19 protein-coding genes and 1 riboswitch are annotated in these 19,805 nt (G+C 74.2%); of the genes, 11 read left to right on the top strand and 8 right to left on the bottom strand.

All coding sequences use genetic code 11. From position 1 onward, the window contains the following. Nucleotides 1–274 precede the first annotated feature (274 nt). Nucleotides 275–1,597: a PhoH family protein gene (locus ACOACO_RS09680; protein WP_420296012.1), complete on the top strand. Its 1,323-nt coding sequence runs from the start codon at nt 275–277 to the stop codon at nt 1,595–1,597. A gap of 112 nt (nt 1,598–1,709) precedes the next feature. Then, complete coding sequence (locus ACOACO_RS09685) at nt 1,710–2,423, top strand: lytic transglycosylase domain-containing protein (protein ID WP_420296013.1); 714 nt, start codon at nt 1,710–1,712, stop codon at nt 2,421–2,423. 109 nt (nt 2,424–2,532) lie between these two features. On the opposite strand, the gene ACOACO_RS09690 is transcribed toward ACOACO_RS09685, so the two are convergent. Both ACOACO_RS09690 and ACOACO_RS09695 read right to left on the bottom strand, forming a co-directional pair. Then, a complete protein-coding gene (locus ACOACO_RS09690) occupies nt 2,533–3,927 on the bottom strand; it encodes a class II fumarate hydratase (RefSeq protein WP_420296014.1) in 1,395 nt (464 codons plus the stop codon). Nucleotides 3,928–4,005: 78 nt separating this feature from the next. Then, nucleotides 4,006–4,731, bottom strand: a complete 726-nt coding sequence (locus tag ACOACO_RS09695; RefSeq protein WP_420296015.1) for a hypothetical protein — start codon at nt 4,729–4,731, stop codon at nt 4,006–4,008. A 59-nt stretch (nt 4,732–4,790) separates the two neighbouring features. Here ACOACO_RS09695 and ACOACO_RS09700 point away from each other — a divergent pair, with 59 nt between their 5' ends. Then, the gene (locus ACOACO_RS09700) at nt 4,791–5,408 is read left to right on the top strand and encodes a DUF1990 family protein (protein ID WP_420296016.1); all 618 of its coding nucleotides are present in this window, start codon (nt 4,791–4,793) and stop codon (nt 5,406–5,408) included. Here ACOACO_RS09700 and ACOACO_RS09705 read toward each other — a convergent pair. Next, entirely contained in the window at nt 5,386–7,080 is a 1,695-nt protein-coding gene (locus ACOACO_RS09705) for a fumarate hydratase (protein ID WP_420296017.1), read from the bottom strand. The two genes, ACOACO_RS09700 and ACOACO_RS09705, sit on opposite strands and share 23 nt — an antisense overlap. A 139-nt stretch (nt 7,081–7,219) precedes the next feature. Then, nucleotides 7,220–7,330: riboswitch (TPP riboswitch) on the top strand. On the opposite strand from ACOACO_RS09705, the gene ACOACO_RS09710 reads away from it, so the two are divergent. The 8 genes from ACOACO_RS09710 to ACOACO_RS09745 all read left to right on the top strand — a co-directional run bounded on the left by ACOACO_RS09710 (nt 7,328) and on the right by ACOACO_RS09745 (nt 14,094). After that, nucleotides 7,328–7,960, top strand: a complete 633-nt coding sequence (locus tag ACOACO_RS09710; protein ID WP_420296018.1) for a thiamine phosphate synthase — start codon at nt 7,328–7,330, stop codon at nt 7,958–7,960. Its footprint overlaps the riboswitch before it by 3 nt. Then, nucleotides 7,960–9,099, top strand: coding sequence for an FAD-dependent oxidoreductase (locus tag ACOACO_RS09715; protein ID WP_420296019.1), 1,140 nt, complete (start codon nt 7,960–7,962; stop codon nt 9,097–9,099). The genes ACOACO_RS09710 and ACOACO_RS09715 overlap by 1 nt, the downstream gene beginning before the upstream one ends. Next, nucleotides 9,074–9,274, top strand: a complete 201-nt coding sequence (gene thiS, locus ACOACO_RS09720; protein ID WP_420296020.1) for a sulfur carrier protein ThiS — start codon at nt 9,074–9,076, stop codon at nt 9,272–9,274. Before ACOACO_RS09715 ends, thiS begins: the two co-directional genes overlap by 26 nt. 8 nt (nt 9,275–9,282) lie before the next feature. Next, entirely contained in the window at nt 9,283–10,080 is a 798-nt protein-coding gene (locus ACOACO_RS09725; protein ID WP_420296021.1) for a thiazole synthase, read from the top strand. Continuing rightward, nucleotides 10,077–10,730 (top strand): thiamine phosphate synthase, encoded by a 654-nt coding sequence (locus tag ACOACO_RS09730; RefSeq protein ID WP_420296022.1) that lies wholly within the window; start codon nt 10,077–10,079, stop codon nt 10,728–10,730. The genes ACOACO_RS09725 and ACOACO_RS09730 overlap by 4 nt, the downstream gene beginning before the upstream one ends. Next, nucleotides 10,727–11,590, top strand: coding sequence for a bifunctional hydroxymethylpyrimidine kinase/phosphomethylpyrimidine kinase (thiD, locus tag ACOACO_RS09735; RefSeq protein WP_420296023.1), 864 nt, complete (start codon nt 10,727–10,729; stop codon nt 11,588–11,590). Before ACOACO_RS09730 ends, thiD begins: the two co-directional genes overlap by 4 nt. A gap of 104 nt (nt 11,591–11,694) precedes the next feature. Continuing rightward, nucleotides 11,695–13,371: a phosphomethylpyrimidine synthase ThiC gene (gene thiC / locus ACOACO_RS09740; protein WP_420296323.1), complete on the top strand. Its 1,677-nt coding sequence runs from the start codon at nt 11,695–11,697 to the stop codon at nt 13,369–13,371. Between the two features lie 60 nt (nt 13,372–13,431). Then, nucleotides 13,432–14,094, top strand: a complete 663-nt coding sequence (locus ACOACO_RS09745; RefSeq protein ID WP_420296024.1) for a DUF1707 SHOCT-like domain-containing protein — start codon at nt 13,432–13,434, stop codon at nt 14,092–14,094. 94 nt (nt 14,095–14,188) lie between these two features. On the opposite strand, the gene ACOACO_RS09750 is transcribed toward ACOACO_RS09745, so the two are convergent. The 5 genes from ACOACO_RS09750 to ACOACO_RS09770 all read right to left on the bottom strand — a co-directional run bounded on the left by ACOACO_RS09750 (nt 14,189) and on the right by ACOACO_RS09770 (nt 19,769). After that, nucleotides 14,189–15,394, bottom strand: coding sequence for an ABC transporter ATP-binding protein (locus ACOACO_RS09750; protein WP_420296025.1), 1,206 nt, complete (start codon nt 15,392–15,394; stop codon nt 14,189–14,191). 4 nt (nt 15,395–15,398) lie between these two features. Further along, the gene (locus ACOACO_RS09755; RefSeq protein WP_420296026.1) at nt 15,399–16,247 is read right to left on the bottom strand and encodes a carbohydrate ABC transporter permease; all 849 of its coding nucleotides are present in this window, start codon (nt 16,245–16,247) and stop codon (nt 15,399–15,401) included. Nucleotides 16,248–16,250: 3 nt separating this feature from the next. Continuing rightward, nucleotides 16,251–17,186, bottom strand: a complete 936-nt coding sequence (locus tag ACOACO_RS09760; protein ID WP_420296027.1) for a carbohydrate ABC transporter permease — start codon at nt 17,184–17,186, stop codon at nt 16,251–16,253. Next, nucleotides 17,183–18,499, bottom strand: a complete 1,317-nt coding sequence (locus ACOACO_RS09765; protein ID WP_420296028.1) for an extracellular solute-binding protein — start codon at nt 18,497–18,499, stop codon at nt 17,183–17,185. The genes ACOACO_RS09760 and ACOACO_RS09765 overlap by 4 nt, the downstream gene beginning before the upstream one ends. A 223-nt stretch (nt 18,500–18,722) precedes the next feature. Further along, nucleotides 18,723–19,769, bottom strand: a complete 1,047-nt coding sequence (locus ACOACO_RS09770) for an alpha/beta fold hydrolase (protein WP_420296029.1) — start codon at nt 19,767–19,769, stop codon at nt 18,723–18,725. Between the last annotated feature and the right edge of the window lie 36 nt (nt 19,770–19,805).

Here is a 19,805-nt window from a genome sequence, read left to right on the forward strand (position 1 = left end):
ACGGGTGTTCGCACCGGTAACGCACCGTTCACCTCGCATCCGCGCGTGTCGCCACGGGCGGCCCGGGCCCGGGAGTAATTTCCTGCTCATCGGCGGGTGGGGAAGCCCGCCGTACCCAGGAGGCCCGATCGTGGACGACCACGACTGCACCGCGCGGCACAGCCGCTGCGTGGGAGGAGGCGGGCACTCCCGTCTTCGGGTGATCCCTGAGTCCGCCTGCTGGAGCTAGGGCCGGGGCGACGAGTGCGCGCACCGGTTCGTTGAGGGGTAGACCGTGGCCTCGAACCCGACGCGCGAGACGTCCGTCCGCACCTACGTGCTCGACACCAGCGTGCTGCTGGCCGACCCCGGCGCACTGCGCCGGTTCGACGAGCACGAGGTGGTCCTCCCGGTGGTGGTGATCACCGAGCTGGAGGGCAAGCGGCACCACCCCGAGCTGGGGTACTTCGCGCGCACCGCGCTCCGCACGCTCGACGAGCTGCGGGTCACCAACGGCCGGCTGGACCAGCCGGTGCCCGTCGGTGACCTGGGCGGCACGTTGCGCGTGGAGCTCAACCACACCGACCCGGGAGCCCTGCCGTCGGGCTTCCGGCTCGGCGACAACGACACCCGCATCCTCGCCGTGGCGCGGAACCTGGCCGACGAGGGACGCGTCGTCACGCTGGTCTCGAAGGACCTGCCGCTGCGCATCAAGGCCTCGGCCGTGGGTCTCGACGCGGAGGAGTACCGCGGCGAGGCCGTGAGCGACTCGGAGGTCGGCTACACCGGCATGGCCGAGCTCGAGGTCCCGGCCGACGTGCTCGACGACCTCTACGACCACGGCACGACGGACCTGGACCAGGCCCGCGACCTCGTGTGCCACCAGGGCCTCGTGCTGCTGTCGGACCGGGGTACGGCGCTCGCCCGCGTCGGCGCCGACAAGCGGGCCCACCTCGTGCGCGGGGACCGGGACGCCTTCGGCATCCACGGTCGCTCGGCCGAGCAGCGCATCGCCCTCGAGATGCTGCTCGACCCCGAGGTCGGCATCGTCTCGCTCGGCGGCCGGGCGGGCACGGGCAAGTCGGCCCTCGCGCTGTGCGCGGGCCTCGAGACCGTGCTCGAGCGGCGCCAGCACAAGAAGGTGGTCGTCTTCCGGCCGTTGTTCGCGGTCGGGGGCCAGGAGCTCGGCTACCTGCCCGGCAGCGAGAGCGAGAAGATGTCGCCGTGGGCCCAGGCGGTCTTCGACACCCTCGGTGCCCTGACGTCGCGCGACGTCATCGACGAGGTGCTGGACCGCGGCATGCTCGAGGTGCTGCCCCTCACCCACATCCGCGGCCGCTCGCTCCACGATGCGTTCGTCATCGTGGACGAGGCGCAGTCGCTGGAGCGCAACGTGCTGCTGACGGTGCTCTCGCGCATCGGCGCCAACTCGAAGGTGGTGCTCACCCACGACGTCGCCCAGCGCGACAACCTGCGGGTGGGCCGGCACGACGGCGTCGTCGCGGTGGTCGACAAGCTCAAGGGCCACCCCCTCTTCGCGCACGTCACCCTGACGCGCTCGGAGCGCTCGCCCATCGCCGCCCTGGTCACCGAGATGCTGGAGAACGTCGCCCTCTAGCTCGCCCACCAGGGGTCGCGCGTCGCGGCCGGTGGACCGCGGGTTTGCCTCGTCCGAGCACCTCGGGCAGGCTGTCCCGCGGTCCCCGGCCCCTCACGTGAGCACCGATCAGTTGACGAAGCAGAAGTACGAGCCCCGGCACCGGCAGGCGAAGCACCGCGCCCCCGGTCGCGCCGTCCTCCCGCTGGACCCCTCGAAGGCCCTGCGCTCCACCGTCGTCCTCACCTCCGTCGCCGCCGCCGCGACCGGCGTGGTCGTGGGCGGCGGGGTGCTGACCGCCGGCGGTGTGTCCGCCGCGGACGGCCACCTGGCCTCCGCCTCGCTGGCCGAGGGCGCCGAGGCCGCCACGACCCCGAGCGCGGCCGCGGACGACGCCGGCATCGTGGCCGACGAGCTGCTGGCCGAACGTGCCGCCGGCTCCGTGACCTCCCGCTCCGACACCCGCGCCGCCGTCGACCCGGCGAAGGCGGTGGCCCTCTCGGGCGCCGCCGGGCCCGCGGTCACGCAGGCGGAGGACGCCTCCGACCTGGACCCCCGCGAGGTCGGGCGCATGCTCCTCACCGAGGCCGGCTTCGGCGCCGACCAGTGGGAGTGCCTCGACTCGCTGTGGACCAAGGAGTCCGGCTGGGACGTCACGGCCGACAACCCGACCTCGTCGGCCTACGGCATCCCGCAGTCGCTGCCCGGCTCGAAGATGGCCTCGGCCGGCGACGACTGGGAGACCAACCCGGCGACCCAGATCCGCTGGGGGCTGGGCTACATCGAGGACCGCTACGGCACCCCCTGCTCGGCCTGGGCGCACAGCCAGGCCGTCAACTGGTACTGAGCCCGCACGACCCGGGCACACGACGCACGCACGAGGGCCGGTACGGCGGGGAGTCCCGCCGTACCGGCCCTCGTCGCGTCCGCGGCCCCGCGGGGCACGCCGCAGCGGCTCAGGGGTGCGTCATCGACTCCAGGTCGAGGGCGGCGTCGAGCTGCTCCTCGGTGAGCTCGCCGCGCTCGACGTAGCCCATCGCGATGACCGTCTCGCGGATGGTGGCGCCGTCGGCGAGGGCCTTCTTCGCGATCTTGGCCGCGGCCTCGTAGCCCACGTGCTTGTTGAGCGGGGTGACCACGGACGGTGACGAGGCGGCGTAGCGGCGCATGCGCTCGGCGTCGGCGGTGATGCCGTCGATGCAGCGCTCGGCGAGCAGCACCGACGAGGTCGAGAGCAGTCGCACGGACTCCAGCACGTTGCGCGCCATGACCGGCAGCATCACGTTGAGCTCGAAGTTGCCCGACAGGCCGGCCACCGTCATCGCGGCGTCGTTGCCGATGACCTGCGCGCAGACCATGAGGGTGGCCTCGGGCAGGACGGGGTTCACCTTGCCCGGCATGATCGACGAGCCCGGCTGCAGGTCGGGCAGGTGGATCTCGGCGAGGCCGGTCGTCGGGCCCGAGCTCATCCAGCGCAGGTCGTTGCAGATCTTGGTGAGGCCGACGGCGATGGTGCGCAGCACGCCGGAGAGCTCGACGAGGGAGTCGCGGGTGCCCTGGGCCTCGAAGTGGTTGCGGGCCTCTGTGAACGGCTGGCCGGTGGCCTCGCCCAGCGCGGAGATGGCGGCGGCCGCGAAGCCCTGCGGGGTGTTGATGCCGGTGCCGACCGCGGTGCCGCCCAGGGGCAGCTCGCGCACGCGGGGCAGCACCGACTCGAGCCGCTCGACGCCGTAGCGGATCGTCGCGGCGTACCCGCCGAGCTCCTGGCCGAGCATGACCGGGGTGGCGTCCATGAGGTGGGTGCGCCCGGACTTCACGAGGCCGGCGAACTCCTCGGCCTTGCTCTCGAGCGAGGTCGCGAGCACGCCGAGGGCGGGCACGAGGTCCTCGCCGACGGCCAGGGTCGCGGCCACGTGGATCGAGGTGGGGAACGTGTCGTTGCTCGACTGGCTGGCGTTGACGTGGTCGTTGGGGTGCACGTCGGTGCCGGCGTCGCGGGCGAGGGAGGCGATGACCTCGTTGGTGTTCATGTTCGAGCTCGTGCCCGAGCCCGTCTGGAACACGTCGAGGGGGAAGTGGGCGTCGACGTCGCCCGCGGCGATCGTCGCGCAGGCGGCGGCGATGGCGTCGCCCTGCTCGGCGGTGACGACGCCGAGGTCGGTGTTGACGCGGGCCGCGGCGGCCTTCACCAGCGCCATCGCCTGGATGTGGCGGCGCTCGAGCGTCGTGCCGGAGATCGGGAAGTTCTCGATCGCCCGCTGCGTCTGCGCGCGCCACAGGGCCTCGCGCGGGACCTTCACCTCGCCCATCGAGTCGTGCTCGACGCGGAACTCTTCCTGGTTCTCAGCCATGCCCGCGAGGCTACCCTCGCCCCGGTCCCGCCGGCCCGCCCGTCAGTCCGCCCGTCAGTCCGCCCCTCGGCCCGCCCGTCAGCGGCGCGCGGAGTGCAGCCAGTAGGAGCCGACGCGACCGTGGCCCGGCACGGCGACCTCGTGGGTCGTCGACGCGCCCAGCACGTCGGCCAGGGCGCGCTCCAGGGCGGGGGAGTGCGTCGCGGACCAGACGGCCACGGTGCCGCCGGGGGCGAGCACGCGTCGTACGCCGGCCAGCAGCGGGGGCGTGTAGAGCGCCGCGTTGGGCGCGTGGACGAGGTTGTCCGGGCCGTTGTCGACGTCCAGGAGCACGAGGTCGTAGGCGCCGTCCGCCGCGTCGGCGAGCGCGACGGCCACGTCGGCCTCCACGACGCGCAGCCGCTCGTCGGCGAGGTACGCCGGCCCGTGCGGCACCGTGCCGTCGCGCATCCAGGCGACGACGGCGGGCTCGATCTCGACGACGTCGAGGCGGCGCACCCGGTCGTCGGCGAGGACGGCGCGAGCGGTGAAGCCGAGCCCGAGACCGCCGACGAGCACCCGTTCGGGCCGCTCGCAGGCCGCCAGCGCGGCTTCGGCCAGCAGCCGCTCGCTGGTGGTCTCGAGGGTGTCCATGACGAAGACGCCGTTCACCCGCAGCTCGAGCGCGCCGTCCTCGCGGCGGCGCAGCGCGACCTCGCCCCGCTCGGAGCGGGCGCGGGCGACGTCGCCGGGAGCGGGGTCGGTCTCCGGGGCGGGGTGCAGGCCGGGGTGCGGGCCGGGATGCGGGGAGGCGGGCTGGTCCACGGCCGGAGCCTAGTGGCGGGCGCGGCCCCCGCGAGCGGGTGCGGCGTACCGTCGCAGGCATGAGACCGCCACGGCCCCTGCTCCCGCTGCCCGCCGACCGGGCGTCCGCGCTGCGGGCGCAGGGTCCGACGTACGACGCCCTGCTGCGCGGGCTGACGCTGGCCGGGGGAGCCGCCCCGGCGGGTTACGCCGGCGTCGAGCGCGAGCAGGTGGTCGGCCGCGGCGCCGCCGCGTTCGCCCGTGCCGCGACGGCGCTCGGTGCCTGGGAGGTGCAGCGCCGGGCGGGCGTGGCCGTGCTGGCCGACGGCCCGGCCACCGCGGAGGGCAGCGTCGCCGAGCTGCTCCTGGGCCGGGGGCCGGTCGGCGTGCGGGCGCCCGTGCTCGTCGTGGCCGCCGTGGCGACGCCCCGGCGCGTCGGCTACTCCTACGGCACGCTCCCCGGCCACCCCGAGGAGGGGGAGGAGGCGTTCGTGCTGGAGCACCGCGCCGACGACACCGTGGTGCTCGTCGTGCGGGCGTTCTCCCGGCCCGCCACGTGGTGGGCGCGCCTCGGCGGCCCCGTCACCGGGGCCGTCCAGCGGCACGTGACCGGGCGCTACCTCGCGGCGCTGGCCGGGCTCACCCCGCCCGCCGACCTCACCCCGCCCGCCGACCTCACTGGGCCGAGCGGACCCTGATCCCGCTCAGCGGCACGGTCACGGCCCCCGACGGGTCGGTGAAGAAGTCGTTGCCCTCGGCGTCGACCACGATGAAGGCGGGGAAGTCCTCCACCTCGATCTTCCACACGGCCTCCATGCCGAGCTCGGGGTACTCCAGCACCTCCTGGCTCTTGATGCAGTCCTGCGCCAGCCGCGCGGCGGGACCGCCGATCGAGCCGAGGTAGAAGCCGCCGAACTCGGCGCACGCCTCGGTGACCTGCTTGCTGCGGTTGCCCTTGGCGAGCATCACCATCGAGCCGCCGGCGGCCTGGAACGAGCGGACGTAGGAGTCCATGCGGCCCGCCGTGGTGGGGCCGAACGAGCCCGACGCCATGCCCTCGGGCGTCTTGGCCGGGCCCGCGTAGTACACGGGGTGGTCCCGCAGGTACGCCGGCATCTCCTCGCCCGCGTCGAGCCGCTCCTGGATCTTGGCGTGCGCGATGTCGCGGGCCACGACGAGCGGGCCGGTCAGCGACAGCCGCGTCTTCACCGGGTGCTTGCGCAGCTCCGCGAGGATGTCGCTCATCGGCTGGTTGAGGTCGATGCGCACGACCTCCCCGCCCTGGATGAGCTGCTCCGCGGTGGTGTCCGGCAGGTAGCGCGCGGGGTCGGTCTCGAGCTGTTCGAGGAAGACGCCGTCGGGGGTGATCTTGCCCAGCGCCTGGCGGTCGGCGGAGCAGGAGACCGCGATCGCGACGGGGCACGACGCCCCGTGCCGGGGCAGGCGCACCACGCGGACGTCGTGGCAGAAGTACTTGCCGCCGAACTGCGCGCCGATCCCGAAGCCCTGGGTCAGCTCGAAGACCTGCTGCTCCAGCTCGAGGTCGCGGAAGCCGTGCGCCGCCATCGAGCCCTCGGTCGGCAGCGCGTCGAGGTAGTGCGCGCTCGCGTACTTCGCCGTCTTCAGCGCGAACTCCGCGCTCGTGCCGCCGATGACGACCGCGAGGTGGTACGGCGGGCACGCCGCCGTGCCGAGGCTGCGGATCTTCTCGTCGAGGAACTGCAGCAGGCGCTTCGGGTTGAGGATCGCCTTCGTCTCCTGGAACAGGAACGACTTGTTGGCGCTGCCGCCGCCCTTCGCCATGAAGAGGAACTTGTACTCCGGCTTCCCCGACGTCTGCGGGGTCGAGTAGATCTCGACCTGCGCCGGGAGGTTCGTGCCGGTGTTCTTCTCGTCGTACGTCGTGAGCGGGGCGAGCTGGGAGTAGCGCAGGTTCAGCCGGGTGTACGCGTCGTACACGCCCGCGCTGATCGCCTCGCCGTCGTCGGCGCCGGTGAGGACGCCCTCGGACTTCTTCCCCATGACGATCGCCGTGCCGGTGTCCTGGCACATGGGGAGCACGCCGCCCGCGGAGATGTTGACGTTCTTCAGCAGGTCGAGCGCCACGAACCGGTCGTTGCCGCTGGCCTCGGGGTCGTCGATGATCCGGCGCAGCTGCGCGAGGTGGGCGGGGCGCAGGTAGTGCGCGATGTCGTGCATGGCCTCGGCGGTGAGCCGTCGGATCGCCTCGGGCTCCACCTCGAGGAACGTGCGCCCGCCGGCCTCGAAGCTCGACACGCCCTCGGTCGTCACCAGCCGGTACGGCGTGGTGTCGGCCCCCAGGGGCAGCAGGTCGGAGTAGCGGAAGTCCTCGCCCAGCGGTGCGCTCACGGACACGCACCGTAGACCCGCGTCACACCCGGGGGCCGCACAGGGTCCCCTTCCTGGTCCCCCTCCTGGTCCCCCTCCCGGTCCTCGACGGGGGCTGCGGGCCGGGGTTGCGCCCGTCGCGAGGACGAGTACGGTGTGCGGCATCCACCACGGGAGTCCACGGCAGTGGGCTGAGATGGGGCTGAGACCGCCCCGACCGTCGAACCTGATCCGGGTCATGCCGGCGCAGGAAGTGAGGAGCGTTCTCGTGCCTGCTGTCACCAGCGGCGCGGCCACCGGTGTGCCGCGCCTGTTCTGCCTCGTCGACCTCGACGACGACCTCGCGCTGCTGCCGGCGCTCGCCGCGCGGGGGGTGGACGGCTTCCAGGTGCGGGCGAAGGCCGCGACCACGGCCGCGCTCGTCGACCTGACCCACCGGGTCGTCGAGGCCGTGCGGCCCCACGGCGCCCGGGTCGTGGTGAACGACCGACTCGACGTCGCGCTCGCCACGTCCGCCGACGGGGTGCACCTCGGCGCGGACGACCTCCCCGTGCCCGCCGCCCGGCGCGTCGTGGACGCGCTCGCCCTCCCGGGGTTCCTCGTCGGCGCCACCTGCCGCGACCGCCCGGCGGTCGAGGCCGCGGCGGCCGCCGGTGCCGACTACGCGGGCTTCGGTCCCGTGGCGGCGTCGACGTCGAAGGCGGGACTGCCGGCCCCCCGCGGCGTCGACGGGCTCGCCGCCGCCGTGGGCCCCCTGCCGCTCGTCGCCATCGGCGGCATGACGCCCGCCCTCGCCGCGGAGGCCTGGGCCGCCGGTGCCCACGGCGTGGCCGTCATCGGCGCGATCTGGCGACAACCCGACCCCCTGGCCGCGGCGGAGGACCTCCTGGCCGCGCGCTGATGGCGCGCGTGCTCGTGCGGGGGGCCGGCATCGTCGGTCTCGCCGTCGCCGAGGAGCTGCAGCGCGGCGGCCACGCGGTGCTGGTGGTCGATCCCGCACCCGGGTCCGGTGCCTCGCACGCGGCCGCCGGGATGCTGGCGCCCGGCAGCGAGGTGTGGTGGGGCGAGGAGGGGCTGCTCGCCCTCACGCTGCGCAGCGCCGCGCTGTGGCCGGCGTACGCGGCCCGTCTCGGCGTCCCGCTCCACCGGGCCGGCACGCTGCTCGTCGGCCACGACCGGGGCGACCTGCAGGACGTCGAGCGCCAGGTCGGCCTCCTGCGCTCGCTGGGCGGGGCAGCGACGCTGCTGGCCCGGCCGGCCCTGCGCCGTGCGGAGCCCTCCCTCGGGCGGGTCGCCGGCGGTGCCCTGCTCCCCGAGGACCGGGCCGTGGACCCGCGACGCGTGGTCGCCGCGCTGCGCTCGCGCGTGCGGGTGGAGCCCGCCGCGACGGGGTGGGCGCACGACGTCGAGGTGGTCGCGACCGGCGCCCGGCTGCCCGCCCCGCACGGCGACCTCGTCCGCGGCGTCCGCGGCGAGGTGCTGCGCCTGCACACCGACGACCCGCCGCGCCACGTGGTCCGCGGGTGGGTGGCGGGGGAGCCGGTGTACGTCGTGCCCCGCCCGCCCGAGCCCCGCCCGCCCGAGCCCCGCCCGCCCGAGCCCGGTGCGCCGGCCCCCGGCGTCGAGGTGGTCGTCGGCGCCACGAGCGAGGAGCACGACGGGCCCCCCGTCGTCACGGCCGGCGGCGTGGCCCGGCTGCTCGAGGCCGCCCGCGTGCTGCTGCCGGGTCTCGACCGGGCGGAGCTCGTCGAGGCGACCGCCCGGGACCGGCCGACGACGGCCGACCACCTGCCGCTCGTCGGACCGGCGCCGGGCGGGTCGGGCGGGTCGGGCGGGGCCGTCCCCGTGGTGCTCGCCGCCGGCCACTTCCGCCACGGCGTGCTGCTCGCCCCGCTCACCGCACGGCTCGTCGCCGAGCACCTCGCCACCGGGCACGTCGAGCCGCTGCTCGACCCCCGCCGCACCGACCCCCGCCGTACCGAACCCCGCCGTACCGAGACCCAGGAGGAACGCCATGCCGCACCTCACCGTCAACGGTGAACCCGTCCCCACCCCCGCCCGCACCGTCGCCGAGCTCGTGGCCGCGCGCGTCGGGGACCCCGCCGGGCACGCCGTCGCCGTCAACGGCGCCGTCGTGCGGCGCGCCGAGCACGCCTCCACGCCCCTGGACGACGGCGACGTCGTCGAGATCGTGACGGCGGTGCAGGGCGGGTGAGCGGGCAGGTGAGCGGGCAGGTGGACGGGCGGCACGACGGTCTGGTCGTGGCCGGCGAGCAGCTGGGCTCGCGGCTGCTGCTCGGCACGGGCGGGCTGCCGCGTCCCGCCCTGCTCGACCCGGTGCTCGACGCCGCCGCGCCGGGCCTCGTCACGGTGAGCGTGCGGCGGACCTCGACGAGCGCAGCGGGTGGCCTGCTCGCGACGCTGCGACGACGCGGCGTGCGGCTGCTGCCGAACACGGCGGGCTGCCGCAGCGCCCACGAGGCGGTGCTCACCGCCGAGCTGGCCCGCGAGGCGCTCGGCACCGACTGGGTGAAGCTGGAGGTCGTCACCGACGACCGGACGCTGCTGCCGGACGTCGTCGAGCTCGTCGACGCCGCCGAGCGGCTCGTCGCCCGCGGCTTCGTCGTGCTGCCCTACACGACCGCGGACGCGGGGATCGCGCGCCGGCTGCTCGACGCCGGCTGCGCGGCCGTCATGCCGCTCGGGTCGCCGATCGGCTCCGGGCTCGGCGTGCTCGACCCGCACGCGGTCGAGGCCCTCGTCGCCACCGTGGACGGGGCGGTCCCCGTGGTGCTGGACGCCGGGGTCGGCACGGCGAGCGACGCCTGCACGGCGCTGGAGCTGGGGTGCGACGCCGTCCTGGCGGCGAGCGCGGTGACCCGGGCCGAGGACCCCGTGGCGATGGCCCGGGCGCTGCGGCTCGCGGTGGAGGCCGGGTGGGCCGCGCGCGGCGCCGGCCGGATCCCGCGCCGGCCGGTGGCCCGGGCGTCGAGCCCGTCGACGGGTCGGGTGACGGCGTGACGACCGACGGCGTGCGGACCGATGTCGTGCTGCTCACCGACCGCTCCCAGCTGTCGCTGGGGCGGGGGCTGGTCCGCACCGTGCGCGAGTGCGCGGCGGCGGGGCTGCGCACCGTCGTCGTGCGCGAGCTGGACCTCGCGGTGGACGCACGCCGCGCGCTCGTCGCCCGGCTGCGGGAGGTCCCGGACCTGACGGTGCTGACCGCGCACGCGCTCCTGCCCGGCGCGCACGGGGTGCACCTCGCCGCCCACCAGCCCGACCACCGAGCCGGCGACCGCGCGCCGGGGGCCGGGATCCACGCCCGCTCCTGCCACGACGTCGAGGAGGTCGCGCGCGCGGCGGCGCAGGGCGCGGCGTACGTGACGCTGTCCCCGTTCGCGGCCACCGCGAGCAAGCCGGGCCACGGGCCGTCCCTGCCCCCCGCGGCGTACGGCGAGGCCCGCCGCCGCTGCGCCGGCTCGGCGACCCGGGTGCTCGCGCTGGGCGGGATCGACGCCCGCACGGCCGCGGACGCGGTGCACGCCGGTGCCCACGGCGTCGCGGTGATGGGCGCGGTCATGCGCGCCCCCGAGCCCGCGGCCGAGGTCGCCGCCCTCCTCGCGGCGGTCGGCGCGGCCACCGCCGCCGCGAGCCGCGGGGAGGACCGATGACCACACTGTCGAGCACCCGGTCGCCCACACCGCCCGTCGTGCTCACCGTCGCGGGCACCGACTCCGGGGGCGCCGCGGGCGTGGCCGCCGACCTGACGACGTTCGCGGCCCACGGCGTCCACGGCGCCTGCGTCGTCACGGCGGTGACGGCCCAGGACACCACCGAGGTGCACGCGGTGCACGCCCCGCCGCCCGAGGTGGTGGCCGCCCAGGTGGACGCGGTGCTCGGCGACCTGCCCGTCGGTGCCGTCAAGACCGGGGTGCTCGGCTCGCCCGCGGTGGTCCGGCTCGTCGCGGAGCGGCTCGCGGCCCGCCCCGACCGGCCGCTCGTGGTCGACCCGGTGCTCGTGGCGACCTCGGGCGCCGTCCTCGGCGACGCGTCGGTCGCCGCGGCCTACGCCGACGTCCTGCTGCCCCGGGCCACCGTGGTGACGCCCAACGCCGATGAGGCCCGCGCCCTCCTGGGCCTCCCTCCCGACGACACCACGCCCGCGCCCCGCCTCGCCGCGGCCCTGGCCGCGACGGGCTGCGCCGTCGTCCTCACGGGCGGGCCCGCTCCGGGGGCCGTCCCCCGGGCGACCTGCACCGACTGGCTCGCCCGGCCCGGTCGGAGCCCGGTGCCGCTCGTGCACCCCCGCGTCCGCACCGAGAACGACCACGGGTCCGGCTGCACCTTCTCCGCCGCCCTGGCCGCCGGGCTGGCCGGTGGCGCCGACCTCGAGCCGGCCGTCGGTGCGGCCGCCCGCTACGTCGCCCGCCAGCTCGCGCGCTCGGCGGACTGGGACCTCGGCCGCGGCCGCGGGCCCGTCGCCCACACCCTCGACCCCCACCCGCCCCACCGACCCCAGGAGACCTCGTGACCACCACCGACCCGACCGTCACCCCGACCCCGGCTCCGACCCCCGCCCCGGGGCCGACCCCGGAGCCCGCCCCCGCGCCGACCGCGCCGGACGGCGCCGGCCCGGTGCACCCGGCCCACGCACGGGTGCTGCTCGAGGGCCCGCCCGGGCCGGACGGCACGCCGCTGCGCGTGCCCGTGACCCGGGTGGCGCTCACCGACGGCAGCACCTTCGACCGCTACACCACCGCGGGCCCCGGGTCCGACCCCGAGGTCGGCCTGCCCCCCCTGCGGACCCCGTGGCTCGACGCACGCGGCGACACCGCGCCGTACGAGGGCCGGGCCACGCGGCTGCGCGACGACGGTCCCGCCGCCGTGCGCCGCGGCGAGGTGCGCACGCAGTGGCGTGGCGAGCGGCGGGCGCCGCGCCGGGCCCTGCCCGGGCGGCGTCCTACGCAGCTCCACCTGGCGCGGCAGGGCGTGGTGACGACGGAGATGGCCTACGCGGCCGCCCGCGAGGGCTGCGATCCGGAGCTGGTGCGCAGCGAGGTCGCGGCCGGCCGCGCCATCGTCCCGGCCAACGTCAACCACCCCGAGCTGGAGCCGATGGTCATCGGGCGCCGCTTCCTCGTGAAGGTGAACGCCAACATCGGCAACTCGGCCGTCACGTCGTCGGTCGCCGAGGAGGTGGAGAAGCTGACCTGGGCCGTCACCTGGGGCGCCGACACCGTCATGGACCTCTCGACGGGCGACGACATCCACACCACGCGCGAGTGGGTGGTGCGGAACTCGCCCGTGCCCATCGGCACGGTGCCGCTCTACCAGGCGCTGGAGAAGGTCGGGGGCGACGCCGCCGCCCTGAGCTGGGAGGTCTACCGCGACACCGTCGTCGAGCAGTGCGAGCAGGGCGTCGACTACATGACCGTGCACGCCGGCGTGCTGCTCGAGCACGTGCCGCTCACCGCCGACCGGGTGACCGGCATCGTGTCGCGGGGCGGCTCGATCATGGCGGGCTGGTGCCTGGCCCACCACGAGCAGAACTTCCTCCACACCCACTTCGACGAGCTGTGCGAGCTGCTGGCCGCGTACGACGTGAGCTTCAGCCTGGGCGACGGCCTGCGGCCGGGCTCCGTCGCCGACGCCAACGACGCGGCCCAGCTCGCCGAGCTGCGCACCCTCGCGGACCTGACGGTGCGCGCCTGGGAGCACGACGTGCAGGTCATGGTCGAGGGCCCGGGGCACGTGCCGCTCGACCTCGTCGAGGAGAACGTGCGCCTGCAGCAGGAGTGGTGCCACGGGGCGCCCTTCTACACGCTCGGCCCGCTGGCGACCGACGTGGCGCCGGGCTACGACCACATCACGTCCGCCATCGGCGCGGCGAGCATCGCGATGCACGGCACCGCCATGCTCTGCTACGTCACCCCGAAGGAGCACCTGGGCCTGCCCGACCGCGACGACGTCAAGACGGGCGTGGTGACCTACAAGCTCTGCGCGCACGCCGCCGACGTCGCGAAGGGCCACCCGCGGGCGCGGGAGTGGGACGACGCCCTGTCGCGGGCCCGCTTCGAGTTCCGCTGGCACGACCAGTTCGCCCTCTCCCTCGACCCGGTCACCGCGCAGGCGCTGCACGACGAGACGCTCCCGGCCGAGGCGGCGAAGACCGCGCACTTCTGCTCCATGTGCGGCCCGCGGTTCTGCTCGATGCGGATCAGCCACGACGTCCGCGAGCGGTTCGCGGGGATGCAGGAGAAGTCCCGCGAGTTCGTGGACCTGGGCGGGACGGTCTACGTCGATCCCCGCTGAGGCGCGGAACCCGACCTTGGTCGGGTCCCCGCGGGGGCTCGGGACACCTAGGCTGGGCGGGTGAGCGATCCGTCCCAGCTGCGCATCTCCGACGCCGACCGGCACAAGGTGGCCGACCTGCTCCGCGACGCGGCGGGGGAGGGCCGCCTCGAGCCCGACGAGCTCGACGAGCGGCTGGAGGCCGCCTACGGCGCCAAGATCTACGCCGACCTGGTGCCGCTGCTCGCCGACCTCCCCGGGGACGCGCCGACGGTGGGCGGGCTCGCCGTACCGGGGGTGGCGGCGCCGTCGCCCGTGTCGTTCACGAAGTCGTACGCCGGCCCGCCCGTGCCCGCCGACCACTACGCGGCGAGCGTCGCGGTGATGAGCGGGGTGACGCGCAAGGGCGTGTGGGAGGTCGGGCCGACCCACAACGCCTTCGCGCTGATGGGCGGCGTCGAGCTCGACCTGCGCGAGGCGCGCTTCGCGACGCGGGAGGTGGTGATCACCGCCAACGCGCTCATGGGCGGCGTCGACATCACCGTGAACGCCTGGACCCGCGTCGTGATCGACGGCATCGGCATCATGGGCGGTTTCGAGCAGGGCCGCGACCGCGTCGAGGCGCAGTACGACGAGGGCTCGCCCGTCGTGCGGGTCCGCGGCGTGGCGCTGATGGGCGGTGTCAGCGTCACCCGCAAGCCGATGCCGGGGGAGCGCAAGCGCAAGCGCAAGCTCCTGGAGTGACGACGCGGCGGTGATGCCGACGGCCCCCGGTCCTGGTGGACCGGGGGCCGTCGTGCGTCCGGGGCGGGGCCCGGGTCGCGGTGGTGCGGTGGGGTCAGGCGGCGGGGCCGTCCAGCTCCGGGATGCGCCCGGCGCGGGAGCGGTCCACCGTCAGGTTCTCGCCCGTCGCGGGGTCGAACAGGTGCATCTGCGAGGTGTCGACCCAGATCTCCGCCTCGTCGCCCTCGCGGACGCGGCTCGCGCCGTCGAGGCTGATGACGAGCTGCGTGCGCAGCTGGTCGCCGTCGAGGTCCCTCTCCAGCTGCTCGAGCTGCTTCTGGACCTCCGGCGGCGCCTCGAACGGCAGGTAGGCGTAGGTCTCATTGCCGAGCCACTCGACGACCTCGACCTTGGCGCGGAACGTCGAGCCCATGGGCGCCTTGGCCTCGTCGACGAGCGAGGCGTCCTCGAACGCCCCGGGCCGGATGCCCGCGATGAGCAGGCCCCGGCCGGCGACCTTCTCGGCCCGGTCGGCCGGGATCTCGACGGTGCCGAACGGCAGCTGCACCTTCGTGCCGTCCACCTCGGCCGGCAGGAAGTTCATCGGCGGGGAGCCGATGAAGCCGGCGACGAAGAGGTTGCCGGGGTTCTCGTAGAGCTCCCGCGGCGACGCGAGCTGCTGGAGCACGCCCCGCTTGAGGACCGCCACGCGGTCGCCGAGCGTCATGGCCTCCGTCTGGTCGTGGGTGACGTAGACGGTGGTGATGCCCAGCTTCTTCTGCAGCCGCGCGATCTCGGTGCGCATCTGGCCGCGGAGCTTGGCGTCGAGGTTCGACAGCGGCTCGTCGAAGAGGAACGCGTCGGCGTCGCGCACGATGGCGCGGCCCATGGCCACGCGCTGGCGCTGGCCGCCCGACAGGTTGCCGGGCTTGCGCTCGAGGTGCTCGTCGAGCTCCAGCGTCGTCGAGGCCTCGCGGACCTTGGCGTCCACCTCGGCGTCGGAGGCGCCGGCCAGCCGCAGCGGGAACGCGATGTTCTCGTAGACGGTGAGGTGGGGGTAGAGCGCGTAGTTCTGGAAGACCATCGCGAGGTTGCGGTCGCGGGGAGCCAGGTCGTTGACCCGCTTCTCGCCGATGACCATGTCCCCGGAGGTGATGTCCTCCAGGCCCACGATCATCCGCAGGAGCGTCGACTTCCCGCATCCCGACGGCCCCACGAGGATCACGAACTCGCCGTCCGCGATGTCGATGGAGACGTCGTTCACCGCGGGGAAGCCGTCGCCGTACTTCTTGACGATGTTCTTCATCTGGATGCCGGCCACGGAATCATCCCTTCACTGCGCCGGACGTGAGCCCGGCGACGATCTTGCGCTGGAAGACCAGCACGATGACGATGATCGGGATCGTCGCGATGACGGCTCCCGCGGCCAGCAGGGACGCCGGCCGGTTGAACGGATCTGCCCCGACGAAGAACGACAGCGACGCGGGGATCGGTCGCGCGGCCTCGGTGGAGGTCAGCGAGATCCCGAAGACGAAGTCGTTCCAGGCGAAGAAGAACGTGAGGATCGCGGCGGTGAAAACGCCGGGCGCCGCCAACGGCACGATCACCTTGCGGAAGGCCTGCCACGACGTGGCGCCGTCGACCTGGGCGGCCTGCTCCATCTCCCACGGGATCTCCCGGAAGAAGGCGGACAGGGTCCAGATCGCCAGCGGCAGCGTGAAGGACATGTAGGGGATGATCAGGCCGGGCCACGTGTCGTAGAGCCCGATCGCCCGCCACAGGTCGAACAACGGGCCGACGAGCGAGACCACCGGGAACATGGCGATCGCCAGCGCGGTGGTGAGCACGAGCTTCTTGCCCTTGAACTCCAGCCGCGCGATCGCGTACGCCGCGAGCGTCGCCACGATGACCGACAGCACCGTCGCGATGAGCGAGATGCCGACCGAGTTGAAGATGGCCCGGCGGAACTGGTCGTTCTCCCAGGCCGCCACGTAGTTGTCCCAGCCGGCGAAGCCGCCGTCGGCGGGGAAGAACCCGGGGCTGCCGTTGGTGATCGCCTCCTGCGACTTGAAGGAGAGCGAGATGATCCAGGCGACCGGCAGCAGGCACCAGGCGAGGATCAGCAGTGCGCCGACGGCGATGCCGGCCTTGCGGAGCGCGGAACCGTTACCCATCGCTCATCCCTCCTGCCGTGCCGCGGCGAGGTCGACGCGGAAGAGCTTGACGATTCCGAAGGCGATGACGAGCACCGAGAGGAACAGCAGCACCGAGAGCGCCGACCCCATGCCGATCTGGAACTGCTCGATCACCTGGCGGTAGGTGAGGAACGAGACCGACTCGGTGTTCACCGCGCCCGCCGTCATCACGAAGATGTTGTCGAAGATGCGGAACGCGTCGAGGGCGCGGAACAGGATCGCGACCATGATCGCGGCCCGCATGTTCGGCAGGATCACCCGGAACAGGCGCTGCCACCACGTGGCGCCGTCGACCTTGGCGGCCTCGATCATGTCCTCGGACACCTGGGCGAGGCCGGCGAGGAGCAGCAGCGACATGAACGGCGTGGTCTTCCAGATCTCCGAGACGCAGATCGCGAAGAGCGCCGGGAACTGCTCGCCGAACCAGTTGAAGTTGTCCTCGATGAACGGCAGCCACAGGTTCACGAACCCGTTGGTGCCGCTGAAGGCGAACTGCCAGGCGAAGCCCGAGACCACCGTGATGATGCCGTAGGGGATGAGGATCGACGTGCGGATGATGCCGCGCGCGAAGATCACCCGGTGCATCACCAGGGCGAAGACGAACCCGATGACCAGCTCGAAGAGCACGGTCACGACCATGATCCCGACCGTCACCAGCATCGTGCGCCAGAACAGCGGGTCGGTCAGGGCCGTCACGTAGTTCTGCAGGCCGACGAAGGAGCGGTCGTCCGGCGCCGTCAGCGCGTAGTTCGACAGCGAGAGCCACAGCGCCTGCAGCATGGGGAACGCCGTCACGAGGAGCATGACGACGAGCGCGGGGGCGACGAGCTTCATGCCGAGCTTGTTCTCGGCCACGGCCCGGTCGCTGGCCTTCTTCCGCTGCTCCGCCGGGGCGGGTGCGGTCACGGTGTGGGTCACAGCAGTGCCTCCCCTCGGAGCACGTCGCGGAGGTACTCCGCCGACTCGCGCGGCGTGGTCTCCGGGTCGACGTCGAACGGGGAGTGCCACCGCGCCTGGATCGCGCCCGAGATCTGGTTGTAGAACGCGCTCTTCGGGCGGGGGCCGCCCTCCTCGACGCTGGTGCGGAACAGCTCCAGCAGCGTCGGGTCGTAGGCGTCGACGAGCTCCTGCTCGTCGTACACCGACGCCCGGGCCGGCATGAGGCCGTCGGTCACGGCCAGCGCCAGCTGGGCCTCCGGGTCGGTGACGCACTGGGCGGCCTCGAGGGCGTAGTCCTGGTGCTCGGTGAAGGCCCCGACGCCGATGTTGATGCCGCCGACCGGGGGCTTGGACTCCTCGCCCTCGACGGTGCGCGGGTAGCGCGCCCAGGCCAGGTCCTCGAACTGCTCCTCGGTGACGACCGTGTTGGTCTCGCTCGGCTCGTAGTTCTTGTAGACGAACGTCCAGTTCGTCATGAACTCGCCCGGGCTGCCCTCGGCGAACATCGCGCCGAGCGAGGTGCCCTCGCGGGAGACGGAGAGGTCGGACTGCGCCGCCTCGGAGTCCGCGAGCTGCTGGACGACCGTCGCGGCCGCCCGGCCCGCCTCGGAGTCGATCTCGACCTCGGCGTCGACGCCCTCCTCGGTGTTGCTGACGATCTCGCCGCCGGCGCCCTGCACCAGCGCGTTGATCCACACCATGTAGGCCTCGTAGCGGTCGGCCTGCACGCCCACGGTCGCGCCGTTCTCGGACGCCGCGGTGATGACCTGCTCCCAGGTCGCGGTGCCCGCCTCGAGGTCCTCGGCGATGCCGGCGGCCTCGGCGAGCGACTGGCGGTACCAGAGCACCTGCGTGTTCGCCCACTGCGGAGCGGCGTAGACGCCGTCCTCCCAGGTGACGGTCTCCGCCGGGCCCGCGAGCACGTCCTCGTCCACGACGTTCGACGCCACGTCCTCGGGCAGCTCGAGCAGCCAACCGGCGCTGGCGAACTCCGGCACGAAGACCGGGTCGAGGCTCATCAGGTCCGTCGAGCTGTCCGACGCGGCGAGCCGGCGCGCGAGCTGCGTGCGCTGGTCCGTCGCGCCCGTGGGCAGCAGCTGGATCTCGATGTCGTAGTCGTCCGTGCTGCACCGCTCGGCCAGCGACGTCAACGTCGCCTGGCCGTCGGGGTTGATGTACCAGTTCAGCGTCGGCTTGCCGGAGCTGCCGCAGGCGGTGAGCGTGCTCGCCGCCAGCACGAGCGTCGCCGCCGCGCCGACCCTCCGTCCGAGACGGGGATGGGGGCCACCCATGTGCCACTCCCTCTCCATTGAGTTGTGTGGCACACAGGTCTAGACCCTCGCGGCGGCGTTGTCCAGCACCCCGGCCGCCCCTCGTGCCACGGAACGTCTCGTGAGCGTAACCCCAGGTCAGAAAGGGGGTCGGGGGGTGTCGAGGGGGTTTGAGCGGCTCCCAGATGGGTACGGCGCGCGGCCCGCTCGCCCAGGCGGGCCTCAGGTTGGCCTCAGGTGGTCCTCAGGCGTCGGCGCGGGTCGCGCGACGGGCCGTGCTGGTGATGACGTCCGCGAACGAGGGGAAGAGGCCGCGGGGGAGGTCGTGCCCCATCCCGGCGACGAGCACCAGCCGCGCGCCGGGCACGGCCGCGGCCGTCGCCCGTCCGCCCGAGGGGTGCACCATCCGGTCCTGCTTGCCGTGCATGACCGTGACGGGCACCCGCACCTCGCGCAGCTTCGCCGTGCGGTCGGGCTGGGTGAGGATCGCGCCCATCTGGCGCAGGATGCCGGAGCTGCTGACGCCCCGCCCGTGGGTCTCCACGGCGCGCGAGCGCACCGCGTCGTCGGTGTCGGTGTACGCCGGCGACCCGATGAGACGGGCCATCATGGCGGTGCTCGCGACGTACGACTCCAGGTCGGGGCGGCGCGGCGCGACGAGCACGGGCAGCAGGCGCGGGTGCTGCCAGCCGACGCGGCGGTTGCCGGTCGTCGACATGATCGAGGTCAGCGACAGCACGCGCTCGGGGTGGTCGACGGTGAGGGTCTGGGCGATCATGCCGCCCATCGACACGCCCGCCACGTGGGCCCGGTCGATCCCGAGGTGGTCGAGCAGCAGCACGGCGTCCTCGGCGAGGTCGGCCATCGTGTAGGGCACGTGGACCGGCAGGCCGAGGAACGCCCGCACGATCGCGGACTTGCCCACCCGCTCCGCCACCCGGGTCGACCGACCGACGTCGCGGTTGTCGTAGCGGACGACGAAGTAGCCCTCGGCCGCGATCATCCGGCACAGCTCGTCGGGCCACCACGTCATGTGGCCGCCGAGGCCCATGACGAGCAGCACCGGGGGGTCCTCGGCGTCGCCGTACGTCTGGTAGCAGAGCTCGAGGTCGTCGCGCACGGGCGCGAACGACTCCGGGGAGCGGGGCACGGCGGCCAGCTCCGGCGGGAGGTCGGCCCCCCGCTCGACGTCCTCCGGCTCGGGCGCCAGACCGGCGTCGAGGTGCTCCTCGGCCCCGGCGTCGGGGTCGTGGGCCGGCTCGGACGGGAGGGAGGGGTCGTTCGGGGCCATGCCCGCCATGATGACAGCCGCCCCCGTCAGCCCCGG

It is taken from the genome of Nocardioides sp. CPCC 205120 (assembly GCF_048654585.1).
Lineage (GTDB): Bacteria > Actinomycetota > Actinomycetes > Propionibacteriales > Nocardioidaceae > Nocardioides.